Below are 16,773 nucleotides of genomic sequence, written 5' to 3'. Positions count from 1 at the left end.
TGTCGTATATACATATTTTGTTACAAGTTTTACTTCTTAAATTTGGTAATACTAAGACAGATATTCCCTGCTAAATGGCAGGGGCTTTTGTTAGCTAACGAGAAAGAATAAGATGGACCGTTTTTATGAACGGAGGTCTTTTCTTGTAAATGGTACATGGCGGCAGGAAGGAGGCTGTTTATGGATAAGAAAGTCACAGAAGTTGTAGAAGCATTTGCGCAGCCAATCGTTGAAGAGTTAAATCTTGAACTTGTAGATGTAGAGTATGTGCAAGAAGGACAAGACTGGTTCTTACGCGTATTCATCGATTCTGAAAAGGGAGTCGACATTGAAGAATGCGGTGCGGTAAGTGAACGTTTAAGCGAAGCTTTAGATAAAGAGGATCCAATTCCTCATCTTTACTTTTTGGATGTATCATCTCCTGGAGCGGAACGCCCATTAAAGAAAGAGAAAGACTTCCAGCAAGCGGTAGGAAAACAAGTGGCAATTAAAACATATGAGCCGATTGATGGTGAAAAAATGTTTGAAGGAAAGCTACTTTCCTACGACGGTACTACAATTACACTATTATTAACAATTAAAACACGTAAAAAAGAAATCCAAATTCCAATGGATAAAGTTGCAAATGCGCGACTTGCTGTTACGTTTTAGTTAGAAGGGGGATCTTCATGAGCACTGAGTTGTTAGATGCCTTGCTCGTATTAGAGTCAGAAAAAGGAATTAGCAAAGATATTATTATTGATGCGATTGAAGCAGCGTTAATCTCTGCTTATAAACGCAATTTTAACCAAGCACAAAACGTTCGTGTGAGCTTTAACCCAGAAGTGGGAACAATTCAAGTTTTAGCACGTAAAGACGTTGTTGATAATGTGTTTGATCCACGTCTTGAAATTTCTGTTGAAGAAGCAAGACAAATTAATCCAAACTATCAAGATGGTGACGTACTAGAAATTGAAGTAACACCAAAAGATTTCGGTCGTATTGCAGCACAAACTGCAAAACAGGTTGTAACACAACGAGTGCGCGAAGCAGAGCGTGGTGTTATTTACTCTGAGTTTAGTGACCGTGAAGAAGATATCATGGTGGGTATCGTACAACGTCAAGATGCTCGTTTCATCTATGTAAGCTTAGGGAAAGTAGAAGCTTTATTACCTGTAAGTGAGCAAATGCCAAACGAACAGTACAAACCACATGATCGTATTCGCGTATTCATTACGAAAGTAGAAAAAACAACGAAAGGACCACAAATTTACGTATCACGTACACATCCTGGTCTTTTAAAACGTTTATTCGAAATGGAAGTTCCTGAAATTTATGATGGAACTGTTGAAATTCGTTCTGTAGCACGTGAAGCAGGCGATCGCTCTAAAATTTCTGTACATGCAGAGAACATTGATGTTGATCCAGTAGGTTCTTGTGTAGGACCGAAAGGACAACGTGTACAACGCATTGTAGACGAACTAAAAGGCGAAAAGATTGACATCGTTCGCTGGTCAAATGATCCAGTAGAATATGTTGCAAATGCTTTAAGCCCATCACAAGTTGTTAAAGTGCTTGTAGATGAAGAAGAAAAAGCAACAACTGTTGTTGTTCCAGACCACCAACTGTCATTAGCTATTGGTAAGCGTGGACAAAATGCACGTCTTGCAGCTAAATTAACAGGTTGGAAAATTGATATTAAGAGTGAGTCTGATGCGAAACAACTTGGTATTGTAACAGAAGAAGATAGCGTAATCGCATTCGGATTCGATTCAGTTGAAGACGAAATCGAATAGAGGTGATGAGTATGAGCAATCGAAAAGTTCCGTTACGAAAATGTGTTGCAACGCAAGAAATGAAATCAAAACGAGAGCTCGTTCGCATTGTTCGTTCCAAAGAGGGAGAAGTGTCCATTGATTTAACTGGAAAGAAATCAGGACGAGGTGCTTATTTATCAAAAGATAAAGAAAGTATTCTTCAAGCCCAAAAGAAAAATGTTTTGGAACATCATCTAAAAGCGAAAATCGACGGTTCTCTATACGAAGAGCTTCTTGAGCTTGTTGAGAAGGAGTCGAAATAAGTGTCCGATTGGAAATCGTTTTTAGGACTAGCAAATCGCGCTCGAAAACTCATTTCGGGTGAAGAACTCGTTTTAAAAGAAGTACGAAGTGGTAAAGCGAAGCTCGTATTGCTTTCTGAAGATGCGTCAGCGAACACTACAAAACGTATCACTGATAAAACGACGTACTACAACGTACCAATGAAAAAAGTCGAAAATCGACAACAATTAGGGCATGCGATTGGGAGAGACGAGCGAGTCGTTGTAGCTGTGTTAGATGAAGGCTTTGCGAAAAAGCTACGTAGCATGCTCGATACAAATTACCGGGGGTGAAGGTATGAGTAAAATTCGAGTACATGAATATGCAAAAAAAAATAATATCTCAAGTAAAGATCTTATGACAAAACTAAAAGAGATGAATATCGAGGTTTCGAATCATATGACAATGTTAGAAGATGAAGTAGTAAACAAATTAGATAATGAATATGACACTGAAGCGGAAAAACCTTCTGTTGCAGATGAGTTTGAAGTAGAAGAAAAAGTTGTTCGCAGTAAAAAGAACAGCAATAAGAAGAAGAAAAAAGGCAAAGGAACTGAAGACAAACGTCAAGATAACTTTGCTGGAAGACAACAAACGCAAATAGTAGAAACACCAGATAAAATTACTTTCTCTGGAAGCCTTACAGTAGGTGAACTTGCTAAAAAATTAAGCAAAGAGCCATCTGAAATTATTAAGAAGCTCTTCATGCTAGGAATTATGGCAACAATTAACCAAGACTTAGATAAAGATACAATTGAGTTAATTGCTACTGATTATGGTATTGAAGTAGAAGAAGAAGTAGTTGTAAGTGAAACTGAATTTGAAACATTCATCGATGAGCAAGATGATGAAGAGAACTTAAAAGAGCGTCCAGCTGTAGTTACAATTATGGGGCACGTTGACCATGGTAAAACAACTTTACTTGACTCTATCCGTAATTCAAAAGTAACTGCAGGCGAAGCTGGTGGAATTACTCAGCATATCGGTGCATACCAAGTTGATGTAAATGATAAGAAAATTACGTTCTTAGATACACCAGGTCACGCGGCATTTACAACAATGCGTGCTCGTGGTGCGCAAGTAACGGATATTACAATCCTTGTTGTTGCAGCTGATGACGGTGTTATGCCACAAACAGTTGAAGCGATTAGCCATGCGAAAGCAGCTGGAGTACCAATTATTGTAGCTGTGAATAAAATGGATAAACCAGCGGCAAATCCGGATCGTGTAATGCAAGAATTAACAGAATATGAATTAGTTCCAGAAGCTTGGGGCGGAGATACAATTTTCGTACCAATTTCTGCAATTCAAGGTGAAGGAATTGACAACTTACTAGAAATGATTCTTCTTGTAAGTGAAGTGGAAGAATATAAAGCAAATCCAAACCGCTATGCAGCTGGTACTGTAATTGAAGCACAGCTTGATAAAGGTAAAGGAACTATCGCGACATTACTTGTTCAAAACGGTACACTTCGAGTTGGAGATCCAATCGTTGTTGGTACTTCATTCGGACGTGTTCGTGCAATGGTAAGTGATATTGGTCGTCGTGTAAAAGTTGCTGGTCCATCGACTCCTGTTGAAATTACAGGCTTAAACGAAGTACCACAAGCGGGAGATCGTTTCATGGCATTCGCTGATGAGAAGAAAGCTCGTCAAATCGGTGAATCACGTGCACAAGAAGCGTTACTTGCTCAACGTGGTGAAAAATCTAAATTAAGCCTTGAAGATTTATTCCAACAAATCCAAGAAGGCGATGTAAAAGAAATTAACTTAATTGTGAAAGCAGACGTACAAGGTTCTGTAGAAGCAATGGCAGCGTCACTTCGTAAAATTGATGTTGAAGGTGTTAAAGTTAAAATTATCCATACAGGCGTAGGTGCGATTACAGAATCTGATGTTATTTTAGCTTCTGCATCTAATGCAATTGTAATTGGATTTAACGTACGCCCTGATGTGAATGCGAAGCGTACAGCTGAATTAGAGAATGTTGATGTTCGTTTACACCGTATTATCTATAAAGTAATCGAAGAAATCGAATCAGCAATGCAAGGTATGCTGGATCCAGAATTCGAAGAAAAAGTAATCGGTCAAGCGGAAGTACGCCAAACATTCAAAGTAACAAAAGTTGGAACAATCGCAGGTTGTTACGTAATTGACGGTAAAATTACACGTGATAGTGGCGTGCGTATTATCCGTGATGGCGTAGTAATTTTCGAAGGACAACTTGATACGTTAAAACGTTTCAAAGACGACGTAAAAGAAGTTGCACAAAACTATGAGTGTGGTATTACAATTGAAAGATATAATGATCTTAAAGAAGGGGACATCATTGAAGCGTACATTATGGAAGAAGTGAAGCGATGATTATCGCTTCACTCTCATTCGAGTGTATGATTTACGATGTGCATTCTTTAAAAGAGAAACGAGCAATTTTGCAACGGGTGCTAACTCGTGTGAAGCAGCGTTATAATGTAGCTGTTTCAGAAGTAGGGCATCAAGATGTATGGCAACGTACAGAAATTGCAATTGTTTCTGTATCCTCTAATCGTGTTATTTGTGAAAAAGAAATGAATCGTGTACTCGAGTACATCGATTCATTTCCTGAAATTGAACGTACAATAACACAATTGGAATGGTATTGAATGAGGTGAAGAGTTATGAAATTACGTGCAAACCGTGTAGGCGAGCAAATGAAAAAAGAATTAGGCGACATCATCAGTCGTAAAATTAAAGATCCACGTGTTGGATTTGTTACAGTAACAGATGTACAAGTGAGTGGAGATTTACAAATTGCTACAGTATATATTTCTGTTTTAGGTGATGAAGAGCAGAAAGAAAGTACATTAAAGGGTTTAGCGAAGGCAAAAGGCTTCATTCGTTCAGAAATTGGCCAGCGTATTCGTCTTCGTAAAACACCGGAAATTTCCTTTGAGTTTGATGAGTCTATCGGATATGGTCATCGAATTGATACACTTTTACATCAAATTAATAAAGACGGTAAACGTGAAGAATAATGGATAGACATTTGTCTATCCATTTTTTCAATGCAAAATAAATTTTGGATAATTACTATGAAAGAATTATGATGAGGTGAACATATATGGAAGGTGTAGTATTATTACATAAGCCAAAAGGCATGACATCACATGATTGTGTATTTAAATTAAGAAAGATATTGCGTGAGAAACGAATTGGTCATACTGGAACATTAGATCCAGATGTAACAGGAGTATTACCTATTTGCGTGGGACGAGCAACGAAGATTGCACAATTTTTAACAAGTGAGACGAAAACATATGAAGGTGAAGTAACACTTGGGTTTTCAACAACAACTGAAGATGCTTCTGGTGAAGTTGTTGAAACGAAAAATGTAGATCGTGTTATTACTCGTAAGGAAGTAGAAGGAGCTCTTGCTGCATTAACAGGTACGATTGAACAAATGCCTCCGATGTTTTCAGCTGTAAAAGTTAACGGAAAAAAATTATATGAATATGCAAGAGCAGGACAAGAAGTTGAACGTCCAGTTCGTACAATTACAATTCATGAATTTGTATTACTAGATGACCGTGAAGTATTTGAGGGGGAAAATATTTCATTCCGTTTCCGTGTAACGTGTAGTAAAGGGACATATGTAAGAACGTTAGCAGTAATGATTGGTGAAAAACTTGGTTTTCCATCACATATGTCTCACCTTGTAAGAACAGCTTCTGGTGAATTTTTATTAGAAGATTGCATATCATTTGAAGAAATTGAAGAAAACGTGCAAAATGGAACAGTAGAGTCTATCTTCATTTCAATTGATGAAGCGTTAAGTAAGTTCCCGAAAATGGTTGTAGATGAAAAGCAAGCAGAGAAAATAAAGAATGGTATGTTCTTAAAAAATGAATTGCAAATAACAGCGCCATTTATAACAGTGTTTGATAAAAATAATCGCTGCCTTGCAATTTTTGAGCACCATCCAAAACACCTTGGTATGCTAAAGCCGATGAAAGTACTTGTGAATAATCAAGAACTAAAGCTATAATGAATTATTGGAAGGATTATTACAGAAAAAGGTGAATTCAAGCGTGAAACTTATTCATTTAACTCATCCACATGAACAAAAAAAATTAGAATTACCGCCTACTGTAATGGCATTAGGATTTTTTGATGGCATTCATTTAGGACATCAATGTGTGATTCGAACTGCGAAACAAATAGCGGATGAACGAGGATATAAAAGTGCAGTTATGACATTTTATCCGCACCCATCTGTTGTTTTAGGAAAAAAGGAAGCGCATGCGGAGTATATTACACCAATGTGTGATAAAGAAAAAATAGTCGAAAACTTAGGGATCGATATATTATATGTTATTAAATTTGATGAATCGTTTGCAGGCTTATTGCCACAACAATTTGTAGATGATTATATTATTGGTTTAAATGTAAAGCATGTAGTAGCAGGGTTTGATTATTCATATGGACGTTTAGGAAAAGGAAAGATGGAGACTTTACCATTTCATGCAAGAGGGGAGTTTACACAGACTGTGATTGAAAAAGTTGAATTTCAAGAAGAGAAAGTAAGTTCTACAGCATTACGAAAGTTAATTCGAAATGGTGAAATGGAACAAATTCCATCTATTTTAGGTAGAGCATATACAGTAGGGGGAACGGTTGTACACGGTGATAAGCGTGGACGCCAAATTGGTTTTCCCACAGCTAATGTAGGTTTAAGTGATGAGTATCTATTACCACCTGTAGGTGTTTATGCAGTGAGATTAAAAGTTCACGATGAATGGTACGATGGTGTATGTAATATTGGGTATAAACCAACTTTTAAAGAAGATGAGCGTCAATTATCTATTGAAGTGCACTTATTTGAATTTAACAAAGACATATATGATCAAAATGTTACAGTAGAGTGGCATATGCGTATAAGAGAAGAAAAGAAATTCAATGGCATCGATGAGTTAGTTGAACAAATTGCAAAAGATAAGAAAACAGCACAAGAATATTTTGCGAACGAAAAGAATATACTTGCTTTTTCAAATGAAAAGTAGTATTCTATGTTATGTACTTTATGACAACCATTGCTTGGCATTGCGACTCACCGACGCTTGCTAGGTAATTGGGGGTTTAATTAATAGGAGGTGAAATAGGATGGCTTTAACACAAGAGCGTAAAAATGAAATCATTGCACAATTTAGAACTCATGAGACTGATACTGGTTCTCCAGAGGTTCAAATTGCTGTCCTAACGGAGCAAATTAACACTCTAAACGAGCACTTACGTACTCACAAGAAAGATCATCATTCACGTCGTGGTCTATTAAAGATGGTTGGTAAACGTCGTAACTTACTAACTTACCTTCGTAATAGCGATATCACACGTTACCGTGAATTAATCACAAAGCTTGGCTTACGTCGATAGTCAAAGAAGCGGGAATATTCCCGCTTTTTTGTTAGGTAAAAATATATCTTCTACCCTTTATAGCTTACTTCATTTTCGGTAATACTAGAGGTAGAATATTGTGATATACTATCCATTTACATAGAAGAATTGAATACTTTAAATTGAGAGGGGTACTTAAATGAGTCAAGAAAAGCAAGTCTTCTCGATAGATTTAGCTGGTCGCCAGCTAACAGTTGAAACAAGTCAGCTTGCGAAGCAAGCGAACGGAGCAGTATTAGTAAGATATGGCGATACAGCGGTTCTATCTACAGCAACTGCATCAAAAGAACCAAAAAATGTAGATTTCTTCCCACTTACAGTAAACTATGAAGAGCGTTTATATGCAGTCGGAAAAATTCCTGGCGGTTTCATTAAACGTGAAGGTCGTCCGAGTGAAAAAGCAATTTTGGCAAGTCGCTTAATCGACCGCCCAATTCGTCCACTTTTCGCAGATGGTTTCCGTAACGAAGTACAAGTTGTCAGCATTGTAATGAGTGTTGATCAAGATTGTTCTTCTGAAATGGCAGCTATGCTTGGTTCTTCATTAGCGTTATCGATCTCAGATATTCCATTTGAAGGCCCAATCGCGGGTGCAACAGTTGGTCGTATTAACGGCGAATTCGTTATTAATCCAACAGTAGAACAGCAAGAACAAAGTGATATTCACCTTGTTGTGGCTGGTACGAAAGATGCAATTAACATGGTTGAAGCAGGAGCAGATCAAGTGCCTGAAGAAACAATGTTAGAAGCAATTATGTTTGGACATGACGAAATTAAACGTCTAATTGCATTCCAAGAAGAGATTGTACAAGCTGTAGGTAAAGAGAAATCAGAAGTGAAACTTTATGAAGTTGACGCTGATCTTAATCAAGCTGTACGTGAAATGTCTGAGAAGGATATGCATTCTGCAATTCAAGTACATGAGAAACATGCACGTGAAGATGCAATTAACGAAGTGAAAAAGCGTGTAATTGAGCATTACGAAGCGCAGGAAGCTGACGCTGATACATTAGGACAAGTAAGTGAGATTTTATATAAAATTGTAAAAGAAGAAGTACGTCGTCTTATTACAGTTGAAAAAATCCGCCCAGATGGCCGTAAAGGTGACGAAATCCGTCCATTAGCATCAGAGGTTGGTATTTTATCTCGTACACACGGTTCTGGTTTATTCACACGTGGACAAACACAAGCATTAAGTATTTGTACATTAGGTGCATTAGGCGATGTGCAAATTTTAGATGGTCTTGGTGTAGAAGAATCAAAACGCTTTATGCACCATTACAATTTCCCATCATTTAGTGTTGGTGAAACAAGACCAATGCGTGGACCAGGTCGTCGTGAAATTGGTCACGGTGCACTAGGAGAACGTGCTCTTGAGCCTGTAATTCCATCTGAAAAAGATTTCCCATATACAGTACGTCTTGTATCTGAAGTTTTAGAATCAAATGGTTCTACTTCACAAGCAAGTATTTGTGGTAGTACTTTAGCAATGATGGATGCTGGTGTTCCACTTAAAGCTCCAGTTGCAGGTATTGCAATGGGTCTAGTTAAAACTGGTGAGCATTATACAATTTTATCTGATATTCAAGGTATGGAAGATCATTTAGGTGATATGGACTTTAAAGTAGCAGGTACAGCAAAAGGTGTAACTGCACTGCAAATGGACATTAAAATCGATGGTCTATCTCGTGAAATTTTAGAAGAGGCATTACAACAAGCGAAAGTTGGTCGTGTGCACATTCTAAATCATATGTTATCTGTTATTGCAGAGCCACGTACTGAATTATCAGCTTACGCTCCAAAGATTATTACAATGACAATTAACCCAGATAAAATCCGTGACGTTATTGGGCCGAGCGGTAAACAAATCAATAAAATTATTGAAGAAACTGGCGTTAAAATTGACATCGAGCAAGATGGTACAGTATTCATTTCTTCAATAAATCAAGAAATGAATGACAAAGCTAAGAAAATTATCGAAGATATCGTTCGCGAAGTACAAGTAGGTGAAATCTACGAAGGAAAAGTGAAGCGTGTTGAGAAATTCGGTGCTTTCGTTGAATTATTCAGCGGTAAAGATGGATTAGTTCACATTTCAGAACTTGCACTTGAGCGTGTAGGTAAAGTAGAAGACGTTGTGAAGATCGGTGATGTAATTACAGTTAAAGTTATCGAGATTGACAAGCAAGGTCGTGTGAATCTATCTAGAAAAGTATTGCTAAAAGAAGAGCAAGAAAAAGAAGCTGCTAAAGAAGAAAACAAACAAGAGCAGCAATAAGTAAAAGCCAGTTAAACTGGCTTTTTTTGTTATGTAAAAAATATGATTTACATATATTTTTATGTCAGTATAGGTATAGTTTTCATTATAACGCTCAAATTAACAAAGATAAGAAGAAAAAAGGTTTTTATATAGTTAATGGGAGGGTTTATATGAAAGTTCGTATATTGGCATACATATGTATATTTTTTTTATATGTCAGTGTAGGCTCTTATTCCGTTTTTGCACAGGATGACTTGTATGAAGAAATTCAAAAACATGCAAAACAATATGAGATTGCACCTCAAAATGCGATGATTGATAAAATATGGAAATCGACACCGGGATATAATGGAAGACAAGTTGATATCGAAGCATCCTATAATAATATGAAGAAGCTAAAGAAATTTGATCAAAGAAATCTTGAGTTCAAGGAAGTATCACCGAGTGTCCACTTAAAAGATTTATCACCAGCTCCAATTTATAGGGGACATCCAAATAAAAAGATGGTGGGATTAACAATAAATGTGGCATGGGGAAACGAGTATTTGCCGCGTATATTAGAGATATTGAAAAAACATGATGTGAAGGCGACTTTCTTTTTAGAAGGACGCTGGGTGAAAGAAAATTTGCGATTTGCAAAAATGATTGTTGATGCAAATCAAGAAGTTGGAAATCATTCTTACACACACCCTAATATGAAAACGCTATCGTCTGATGAAATACGAGATCAGTTACAAAAAACAAATCGAATGATTGAAGCTGCTACGAATCAAAAGGTGAGATGGTTTGCTCCGCCGAGTGGAAGTTTTCGGGATGAAGTCGTGAAAATTGCAGATGATTTTCAAATGGGAACCATCATGTGGACTGTCGATACAATTGATTGGAAGCGACCGGATCCAGATGTACTATTGCAGAGAGTAATGAGAAAAATACATCCAGGTGCTATCGTATTAATGCATCCAACTTCATCTACAGCAGAAGCATTAGATACAATGATTACAAAATTGAAGGAACAAGGATATAAAGTAGGGAATATAACAGAATTACTGGATGAAAAACGTGTGGATTAAATACATTTGCATGACATTCATCCTTAAACTTGTTATCATTAAATAATAGCACTTATTTAGAGAAACTGGCAGTAGGAGGAAAGTTTTTGATTAAAAAATATACTTGTAAAAATGGTGTAAGAATCGTTATGGAGAATATACCAACCGTAAGATCGGTTGCGATTGGTATTTGGATCCATGCGGGATCAAGAAATGAAAATGAAAAAAATAACGGGGTTTCCCACTTTTTAGAGCATATGTTCTTTAAAGGAACGGAAACACGTAGTGCACGCGAAATTGCAGAATCATTTGATAGCATTGGTGGGCAAGTGAATGCTTTTACTTCAAAAGAATACACTTGTTACTATGCAAAAGTGCTTGATGAGCATGCTAAATATGCTTTAGATGTATTGGCAGATATGTTCTTTAATTCAACATTTGATGAGGAAGAACTGAAAAAAGAGAAGAATGTCGTATGTGAAGAAATTAAAATGTACGAAGATGCTCCAGATGATATTGTGCATGATATGTTAACAAAAGCAACATATGAAACGCATCCGCTTGGATATCCTATTTTAGGAACAGAAGAAACGCTTGATACGTTTACAGGTGATACGCTACGCCAATATATCAAGGATCATTACACACCTGAAAATGTCGTTGTTTCAGTTGCAGGAAATATTGATGAAGCCTTTTTACAAACGGTAGAGCAATATTTCGGTAGCTATGAAGGAACAACAAATCGTGAACAAGTACATAGCCCAATTTTCCATTTTAATAAGGTAGCACGTAAAAAGGAAACAGAACAAGCTCATTTATGTTTAGGATATAAAGGCTTACAAATGGGACACGAAGATATTTATAACTTAATCGTATTAAATAACGTTTTAGGTGGTAGCATGAGTAGCCGTTTATTCCAAGAAGTACGTGAGCAACGCGGGTTAGCCTACTCAGTATTTTCTTACCATTCTTCTTATGAAGATACAGGTATGTTAACGCTGTATGGTGGAACAGGTAGCAAACAATTAGATACACTGTATGACACAATGCAGGAAACATTAGAAACATTGAAAAATACAGGTATTACAGAAAAAGAGCTTATTAATAGTAAAGAGCAATTAAAAGGAAACTTAATGTTAAGTTTAGAAAGTACGAATAGCCGTATGAGCCGCAATGGTAAAAATGAATTGCTACTTCGTAAGCATCGTTCACTTGATGAGATTATTGAAAGTGTAAACACTGTAACAAAAGAAAATGTTGATGAGTTAATTCGTAACATGTTTACAGATGAGTTCTCTGCAGCATTAATTAGTCCAGATGGAAAACTTCCAAAAGGAATAAAACTATAATTGCTTTATATGAAGTATGTAAAAATAACCGTATCTCTTTTAAATGAGATACGGTTATTTTTTTTTGATATATAGAATAGGTACTAATTATGGATAACTTAAATTCATAATTCGGTAGGGGGAGAGTGTATGCGTTTAAGCGAATTAAGTGGTAAAGAGATCGTAAATTTAGAAAGAGCAGAAAAAATGGGATTTTTAGGCCATGTGGATTTAGAAATCGATGAGAAGAATGGGAAAATACAGGCTTTTATCATACCTGCTGGTAAATGGGGAGGTTTTAAAAAGGAACCACAAGAAGTAAGAGTAGCATGGAGTCAAATTAAAAAAGTAGGGCATGATATGATCCTTTGTGATATGACAGATCGTTCAAATTCGAAGTGAAAGATGGCCATTTTGGTCATCTTTTTTTGTTCATTCGCCGCTGAGTAAAAGCTCACATGAATCGAGCCTTTACCGGAAATCAATTTCCCGTATAATGTCCTCTTATATGCCGAATTTTAAGGTGGGGTTTAACTGCGTACAAATAGCGGGATAAATCATACGTGCTTTATGTTTTTCAATCACCTAAAACTCGTACATTACATATGATGTGGAGGAAAAAGAAAAAGTAGGCACTTTTCTTATAAATGACAGAAAAAGAAGGTGAATTAGGGAATGTTGACTGAGATGCATATTGCTGTCATAGGAGGAGATGCAAGACAGCTAGAAGTAATTCGCAAGCTAGTTGAATTGGATGCGAAACTTTCATTGATAGGGTTTGATCAGTTAGATCATGGCTTCACAGGGGCAGCAAAAGAAAGTATACAAAATTTAGATTTCACTTCTGTAGATGCAATTATTTTGCCAGTTGCAGGTACAAATGCCAAGGGAGAAGTAGATACTATTTTTTCAAACGAAAAAGTTTCTATAACGAAAGAACAAATTGAAAATACACCAGAACACTTTACTATATATTCAGGAATTGGTACGCCTTACTTGGAAAATCTCGTATCTACTACAAACCGCAAACTTGTTAAATTATTTGATCGTGATGATGTGGCAATCTACAATTCTATTCCAACTGTAGAAGGTACATTAATGATGGTAATTCAACATACCGACTATACAATTCATGGTTCCAATGTAATGGTTTTAGGATTTGGTAGAACAGGGATGAGTGTTGCCAGAGCATTTCAATCATTAGGAGCCCATGTCAAAGTTGGAGCAAGACGATCGGAACATATTGCACGTATTACAGAAATGATGTTTTCTCCTTTTCATATGCAAAACATTGAGAAAGAAGTAGGAAATATCGATATTGTTATTAATACAATTCCGCATCTCGTTGTAACAGCGAATGTCATTTCAAAAATGCCAGCTCATACGTTAGTAATTGATTTAGCGTCTAAACCAGGCGGTACCGACTTTAGATATGCGGAAAAAAGAGGGGTCAAAGCGCTGTTAGCACCTGGATTACCAGGTATTGTTGCTCCGAAAACAGCAGGACAAATTTTAGCGAACGTTCTTTCTCAGTTACTAGCAGAAGACGTAATAGCAAGAAAGGAGAATGGGGAATGAATTTAAAAGGGAAAAGAATAGGATTTGGTTTTACTGGTTCACATTGTACGTACGAAGAAGTAATGCCTCATTTAGAAAAATTAATTGCTGAGGGAGCAGAAGTACGTCCTGTTGTTTCTTACACTGTTCAATCAACAAATACAAGATTTGGAGAAGGAGCAGAGTGGATTAAAAAGATTGAAGAAGTAACAGGCTTTAAAGCGATTAATTCAATCGTTGGCGCAGAACCACTAGGACCTAAAATTCCACTAGATTGTATGGTAATTGCACCACTAACAGGAAATTCTATGAGTAAATTTGCAAATGCAATGACAGACTCTCCAGTATTAATGGCAGCGAAAGCGACGCTAAGAAATGGCAAGCCTGTCGTGTTGGCTGTTTCGACGAATGATGCGTTGGGGCTTAATGGGGTAAATCTCATGCGCCTAATGGCAACGAAAAACATCTACTTCGTCCCGTTTGGCCAAGATGCACCAGAGAAAAAACCGAACTCAATGGTGGCTCGTATGGAGTTACTGGAAGATACAGTATTAGAAGCGCTGCAAGGGAAGCAATTGCAACCGGTTGTCGTAGAAAAATTCAGATATATGAATTAAAAAACGAAAAAAAACGGACAATTTTTGATGAAACCATCATTCTTACTGTAGAATATGATAAAATTAACGTTATTAAGATTAGAAGGGGTATTGTATACTCCTTCTAATTCTAAGTTATAGAAGGATTGGTATCTAGAAAGGGGCATAGTGATGGAAAAGCAAAAAACTTTTCATGTCGCTGTAGTTGGAGCAACCGGCGCAGTTGGTGAACAAATGTTAAATACTTTAGAGAAACGAGAATTTCCAATCGGGAAGTTAACGTTACTTTCATCTAAACGATCTGCAGGTAAGAAACTTGTATTTAAAGGCGAAGAATTTACAGTTCAAGAGGCAACTCCTGAAAGTTTTGAAGGAGTAGATATCGCACTATTTAGTGCTGGTGGATCTGTATCAAAACAATTAGCGCCAGAAGCAGCAAAGCGCGGTGCGATTGTTGTTGATAATACAAGTGCATTCCGTATGACAGAAAACGTGCCACTTGTTGTACCTGAAGTAAATGAAAACGACTTAAAAGAGCATAATGGTATTATTGCAAATCCAAACTGTTCTACAATTCAAATGGTAGTAGCTCTTGAGCCAGTTCGTCAGCAATATGGTTTAAAACGAGTAATCGTTTCCACATATCAAGCTGTATCAGGTGCTGGTGCGGCAGCGATTGAAGAACTTCATGAACAATCACAAGCAATCTTAAATGGTGAAGAAGTGAAGGCAAATGTTTTACCTGTATCAGGTGATAAAAAGCATTTCCAAATTGCTTTCAACGCGATTCCACAGATTGATAAATTCCAAGATAATGGATTTACGTTTGAAGAAATGAAAATGATTAATGAAACGAAAAAAATTATGCATATGCCTGAATTAGAAGTAGCGGCAACATGTGTACGTTTACCAGTTGTATCAGGTCATTCTGAATCTGTTTACATCGAAGTAGAAAAAGAAGGTGTAACAGTAGAAGAATTCAAGAGCTTACTTGCAAATGCGGAAGGTATTGTTCTGCAAGATAATCCAGAAGAGCAGTTATATCCAATGCCAGCTACTGCAGTAGGTAAAAACGAAGTATTCGTTGGAAGAATCCGTAAAGATTTAAATAACGATAAAGGATTCCATCTTTGGGTCGTATCTGATAACTTATTAAAAGGCGCTGCATGGAATTCTGTTCAAATTGCAGAGCGCTTAGTAAAATTACAATTAGTGTAAACGGCTAAGAGAAGGTGCAAAATATGAAAATTATTGTTCAAAAATTTGGTGGCACATCCGTACGTGATGAAAATGGACGTAAGCATGCGCTTCATCATATAAAAAAATCGCTAGATGCGGGTTATAAAGTAGTTACTGTCGTATCTGCTATGGGCCGTAAAGGTGAACCATATGCAACTGATACTTTGTTAAGTCTTGTAAATCAAGAGGAATCTTGCATTTCTAATCGTGAGCAAGATTTATTATTATCATGCGGAGAATTAATCTCAGCAATCGTCTTCTCTAATATGTTAAATGAGAATGGTATAAAAGCAGCAGCGTTAAATGGTGCACAAGCTGGTTTTGTAACAAATGATGATTTTACGAATGCTAAGATTATTGAAATGAATTGCGATCGTATACATGAAGAGCTAGAAAATCTAGATGTAATCGTCGTTACAGGATTCCAAGGACAAACGAAAAAAGGTGATACGACAACACTTGGACGCGGAGGGAGCGATACTTCAGCTTCAGCGTTAGGTGTTGCGCTTCATGCTGAATATATCGATATCTTCACAGATGTAGAAGGTGTTATGACTGCGGATCCTCGCATTGTAAAAGATGCACGTCATCTTCAAACGGTAACGTACAATGAAATTTGTAACATGGCATATCAAGGTGCAAAAGTCGTTCATCCACGTGCAGTTGAAATTGCGATGCATGCCAAAGTACCACTTCGTGTACGTTCTACGTATTCTGATAGTGAAGGTACGCTTATTTCAGCATCGGACGGTGCGACAAAAGGTCGTGATGTAGAAGAACGTCCTGTTACAGGTATTGCTCATGTGTCAAATGTGACGCAAATTAAAGTGCTGGCAAAAGAAACAGCATATGATTTACAACAGCATGTGTTTAAAGAAATGGCGAATGAAGGAATCAGTGTCGATTTAATTAACATTTCACCTACTGGGGTAGCTTATACGGTGAGTGATAGTGTATCAAGTCGTGCAGTTGAATTATTAAAAAAACTTGGATATGAGCCAATTGTGACAGAGCATTGTGCAAAAGTCTCTATTGTAGGAGCTGGAATGGCAGGATACCCAGGGGTTACTGCGAAAATCGTTACAGCTTTAGCGGAAAAAGGTATTCAAATTCTGCAATCGGCAGATAGCCATACGACAATTTGGGTTCTTGTAAAAGAAACTGATTTAGTGGAGGCTGTAAATGCATTACATAGTGCGTTTGAGCTTTCAAAAGAAAAGCAACTGGAACAATAAG

General features: G+C 37.0%; 18 protein-coding genes. All 18 read left to right on the top strand.

Annotation, left to right across the window (positions count from 1 at the left end; all coding sequences use genetic code 11):
- Positions 1-180 precede the first annotated feature (180 nt).
- Positions 181-651, top strand: a complete 471-nt coding sequence (gene rimP, locus KZZ19_RS18555) for a ribosome maturation factor RimP (protein ID WP_000359098.1) — start codon at positions 181-183, stop codon at positions 649-651.
- A gap of 17 nt (positions 652-668) precedes the next feature.
- Positions 669-1,775, top strand: a complete 1,107-nt coding sequence (nusA, locus tag KZZ19_RS18550) for a transcription termination factor NusA (RefSeq protein ID WP_000102596.1) — start codon at positions 669-671, stop codon at positions 1,773-1,775.
- 11 nt (positions 1,776-1,786) lie between these two features.
- Positions 1,787-2,059 carry an RNase P modulator RnpM gene (gene rnpM / locus KZZ19_RS18545; RefSeq protein ID WP_000071127.1) on the top strand — a complete coding sequence of 91 codons (273 nt, stop codon included), beginning with the start codon at positions 1,787-1,789 and terminating at the stop codon, positions 2,057-2,059.
- Complete coding sequence (locus tag KZZ19_RS18540) at positions 2,060-2,371, top strand: YlxQ family RNA-binding protein (RefSeq protein ID WP_001286527.1); 312 nt, start codon at positions 2,060-2,062, stop codon at positions 2,369-2,371.
- A gap of 4 nt (positions 2,372-2,375) precedes the next feature.
- On the top strand, positions 2,376-4,442 hold the full coding sequence (gene infB, locus KZZ19_RS18535) for a translation initiation factor IF-2 (RefSeq protein ID WP_237979328.1): 2,067 nt from the start codon (positions 2,376-2,378) through the stop codon (positions 4,440-4,442).
- Positions 4,439-4,720 (top strand): DUF503 domain-containing protein, encoded by a 282-nt coding sequence (locus tag KZZ19_RS18530; protein ID WP_000582364.1) that lies wholly within the window; start codon positions 4,439-4,441, stop codon positions 4,718-4,720. Before infB ends, KZZ19_RS18530 begins: the two co-directional genes overlap by 4 nt.
- 15 nt (positions 4,721-4,735) lie before the next feature.
- Entirely contained in the window at positions 4,736-5,092 is a 357-nt protein-coding gene (gene rbfA / locus KZZ19_RS18525; RefSeq protein WP_000776445.1) for a 30S ribosome-binding factor RbfA, read from the top strand.
- Between the two features lie 86 nt (positions 5,093-5,178).
- Positions 5,179-6,102: a tRNA pseudouridine(55) synthase TruB gene (truB, locus tag KZZ19_RS18520; protein ID WP_237979327.1), complete on the top strand. Its 924-nt coding sequence runs from the start codon at positions 5,179-5,181 to the stop codon at positions 6,100-6,102.
- A 43-nt stretch (positions 6,103-6,145) separates the two neighbouring features.
- Positions 6,146-7,117, top strand: coding sequence for a bifunctional riboflavin kinase/FAD synthetase (ribF, locus tag KZZ19_RS18515; protein WP_088097483.1), 972 nt, complete (start codon positions 6,146-6,148; stop codon positions 7,115-7,117).
- Between the two features lie 100 nt (positions 7,118-7,217).
- The gene (rpsO, locus tag KZZ19_RS18510; protein ID WP_001229392.1) at positions 7,218-7,487 is read left to right on the top strand and encodes a 30S ribosomal protein S15; all 270 of its coding nucleotides are present in this window, start codon (positions 7,218-7,220) and stop codon (positions 7,485-7,487) included.
- A 160-nt stretch (positions 7,488-7,647) separates the two neighbouring features.
- Positions 7,648-9,786 (top strand): polyribonucleotide nucleotidyltransferase, encoded by a 2,139-nt coding sequence (gene pnp, locus KZZ19_RS18505; RefSeq protein WP_046957398.1) that lies wholly within the window; start codon positions 7,648-7,650, stop codon positions 9,784-9,786.
- A gap of 152 nt (positions 9,787-9,938) precedes the next feature.
- Positions 9,939-10,838: a polysaccharide deacetylase family protein gene (locus KZZ19_RS18500; RefSeq protein WP_237979326.1), complete on the top strand. Its 900-nt coding sequence runs from the start codon at positions 9,939-9,941 to the stop codon at positions 10,836-10,838.
- An 86-nt stretch (positions 10,839-10,924) separates the two neighbouring features.
- Complete coding sequence (locus tag KZZ19_RS18495) at positions 10,925-12,166, top strand: M16 family metallopeptidase (RefSeq protein ID WP_237979325.1); 1,242 nt, start codon at positions 10,925-10,927, stop codon at positions 12,164-12,166.
- A 129-nt stretch (positions 12,167-12,295) separates the two neighbouring features.
- Complete coding sequence (locus KZZ19_RS18490; protein WP_237979323.1) at positions 12,296-12,547, top strand: YlmC/YmxH family sporulation protein; 252 nt, start codon at positions 12,296-12,298, stop codon at positions 12,545-12,547.
- 273 nt (positions 12,548-12,820) lie between these two features.
- Positions 12,821-13,723, top strand: coding sequence for a dipicolinic acid synthetase subunit A (gene dpaA, locus KZZ19_RS18485; protein ID WP_000954740.1), 903 nt, complete (start codon positions 12,821-12,823; stop codon positions 13,721-13,723).
- A complete protein-coding gene (gene dpaB, locus KZZ19_RS18480; protein ID WP_001049480.1) occupies positions 13,720-14,319 on the top strand; it encodes a dipicolinate synthase subunit B in 600 nt (199 codons plus the stop codon). Before dpaA ends, dpaB begins: the two co-directional genes overlap by 4 nt.
- A 150-nt stretch (positions 14,320-14,469) precedes the next feature.
- Positions 14,470-15,516, top strand: a complete 1,047-nt coding sequence (gene asd / locus KZZ19_RS18475; RefSeq protein ID WP_000414854.1) for an aspartate-semialdehyde dehydrogenase — start codon at positions 14,470-14,472, stop codon at positions 15,514-15,516.
- Between the two features lie 23 nt (positions 15,517-15,539).
- On the top strand, positions 15,540-16,772 hold the full coding sequence (gene dapG, locus KZZ19_RS18470) for an aspartate kinase (RefSeq protein WP_237979321.1): 1,233 nt from the start codon (positions 15,540-15,542) through the stop codon (positions 16,770-16,772).
- Position 16,773 lies beyond the last annotated feature (1 nt).

The organism is Bacillus thuringiensis, from assembly GCF_022095615.2.
In the GTDB taxonomy this organism is placed as follows: Bacteria; Bacillota; Bacilli; order Bacillales; family Bacillaceae_G; genus Bacillus_A; species Bacillus_A cereus_AG.
Note: the sequence above shows the minus strand (reverse complement) of the source record. Positions and strands in the feature narration are given on the sequence as shown.

Coding starts and splice junctions, on each gene's coding strand:
- asd (WP_000414854.1), top strand. CDS start 14,470: ATGGAAAAGCAAAAAACTTTTCATGTCGCTGTAGTTGGAGCAACCGGC.
- dpaB (WP_001049480.1), top strand. CDS start 13,720: ATGAATTTAAAAGGGAAAAGAATAGGATTTGGTTTTACTGGTTCACAT.
- truB (WP_237979327.1), top strand. CDS start 5,179: ATGGAAGGTGTAGTATTATTACATAAGCCAAAAGGCATGACATCACAT.
- dpaA (WP_000954740.1), top strand. CDS start 12,821: ATGTTGACTGAGATGCATATTGCTGTCATAGGAGGAGATGCAAGACAG.
- KZZ19_RS18530 (WP_000582364.1), top strand. CDS start 4,439: ATGATTATCGCTTCACTCTCATTCGAGTGTATGATTTACGATGTGCAT.
- KZZ19_RS18490 (WP_237979323.1), top strand. CDS start 12,296: ATGCGTTTAAGCGAATTAAGTGGTAAAGAGATCGTAAATTTAGAAAGA.
- dapG (WP_237979321.1), top strand. CDS start 15,540: ATGAAAATTATTGTTCAAAAATTTGGTGGCACATCCGTACGTGATGAA.
- rimP (WP_000359098.1), top strand. CDS start 181: ATGGATAAGAAAGTCACAGAAGTTGTAGAAGCATTTGCGCAGCCAATC.
- rbfA (WP_000776445.1), top strand. CDS start 4,736: ATGAAATTACGTGCAAACCGTGTAGGCGAGCAAATGAAAAAAGAATTA.
- rpsO (WP_001229392.1), top strand. CDS start 7,218: ATGGCTTTAACACAAGAGCGTAAAAATGAAATCATTGCACAATTTAGA.
- rnpM (WP_000071127.1), top strand. CDS start 1,787: ATGAGCAATCGAAAAGTTCCGTTACGAAAATGTGTTGCAACGCAAGAA.
- nusA (WP_000102596.1), top strand. CDS start 669: ATGAGCACTGAGTTGTTAGATGCCTTGCTCGTATTAGAGTCAGAAAAA.
- infB (WP_237979328.1), top strand. CDS start 2,376: ATGAGTAAAATTCGAGTACATGAATATGCAAAAAAAAATAATATCTCA.
- pnp (WP_046957398.1), top strand. CDS start 7,648: ATGAGTCAAGAAAAGCAAGTCTTCTCGATAGATTTAGCTGGTCGCCAG.
- KZZ19_RS18500 (WP_237979326.1), top strand. CDS start 9,939: ATGAAAGTTCGTATATTGGCATACATATGTATATTTTTTTTATATGTC.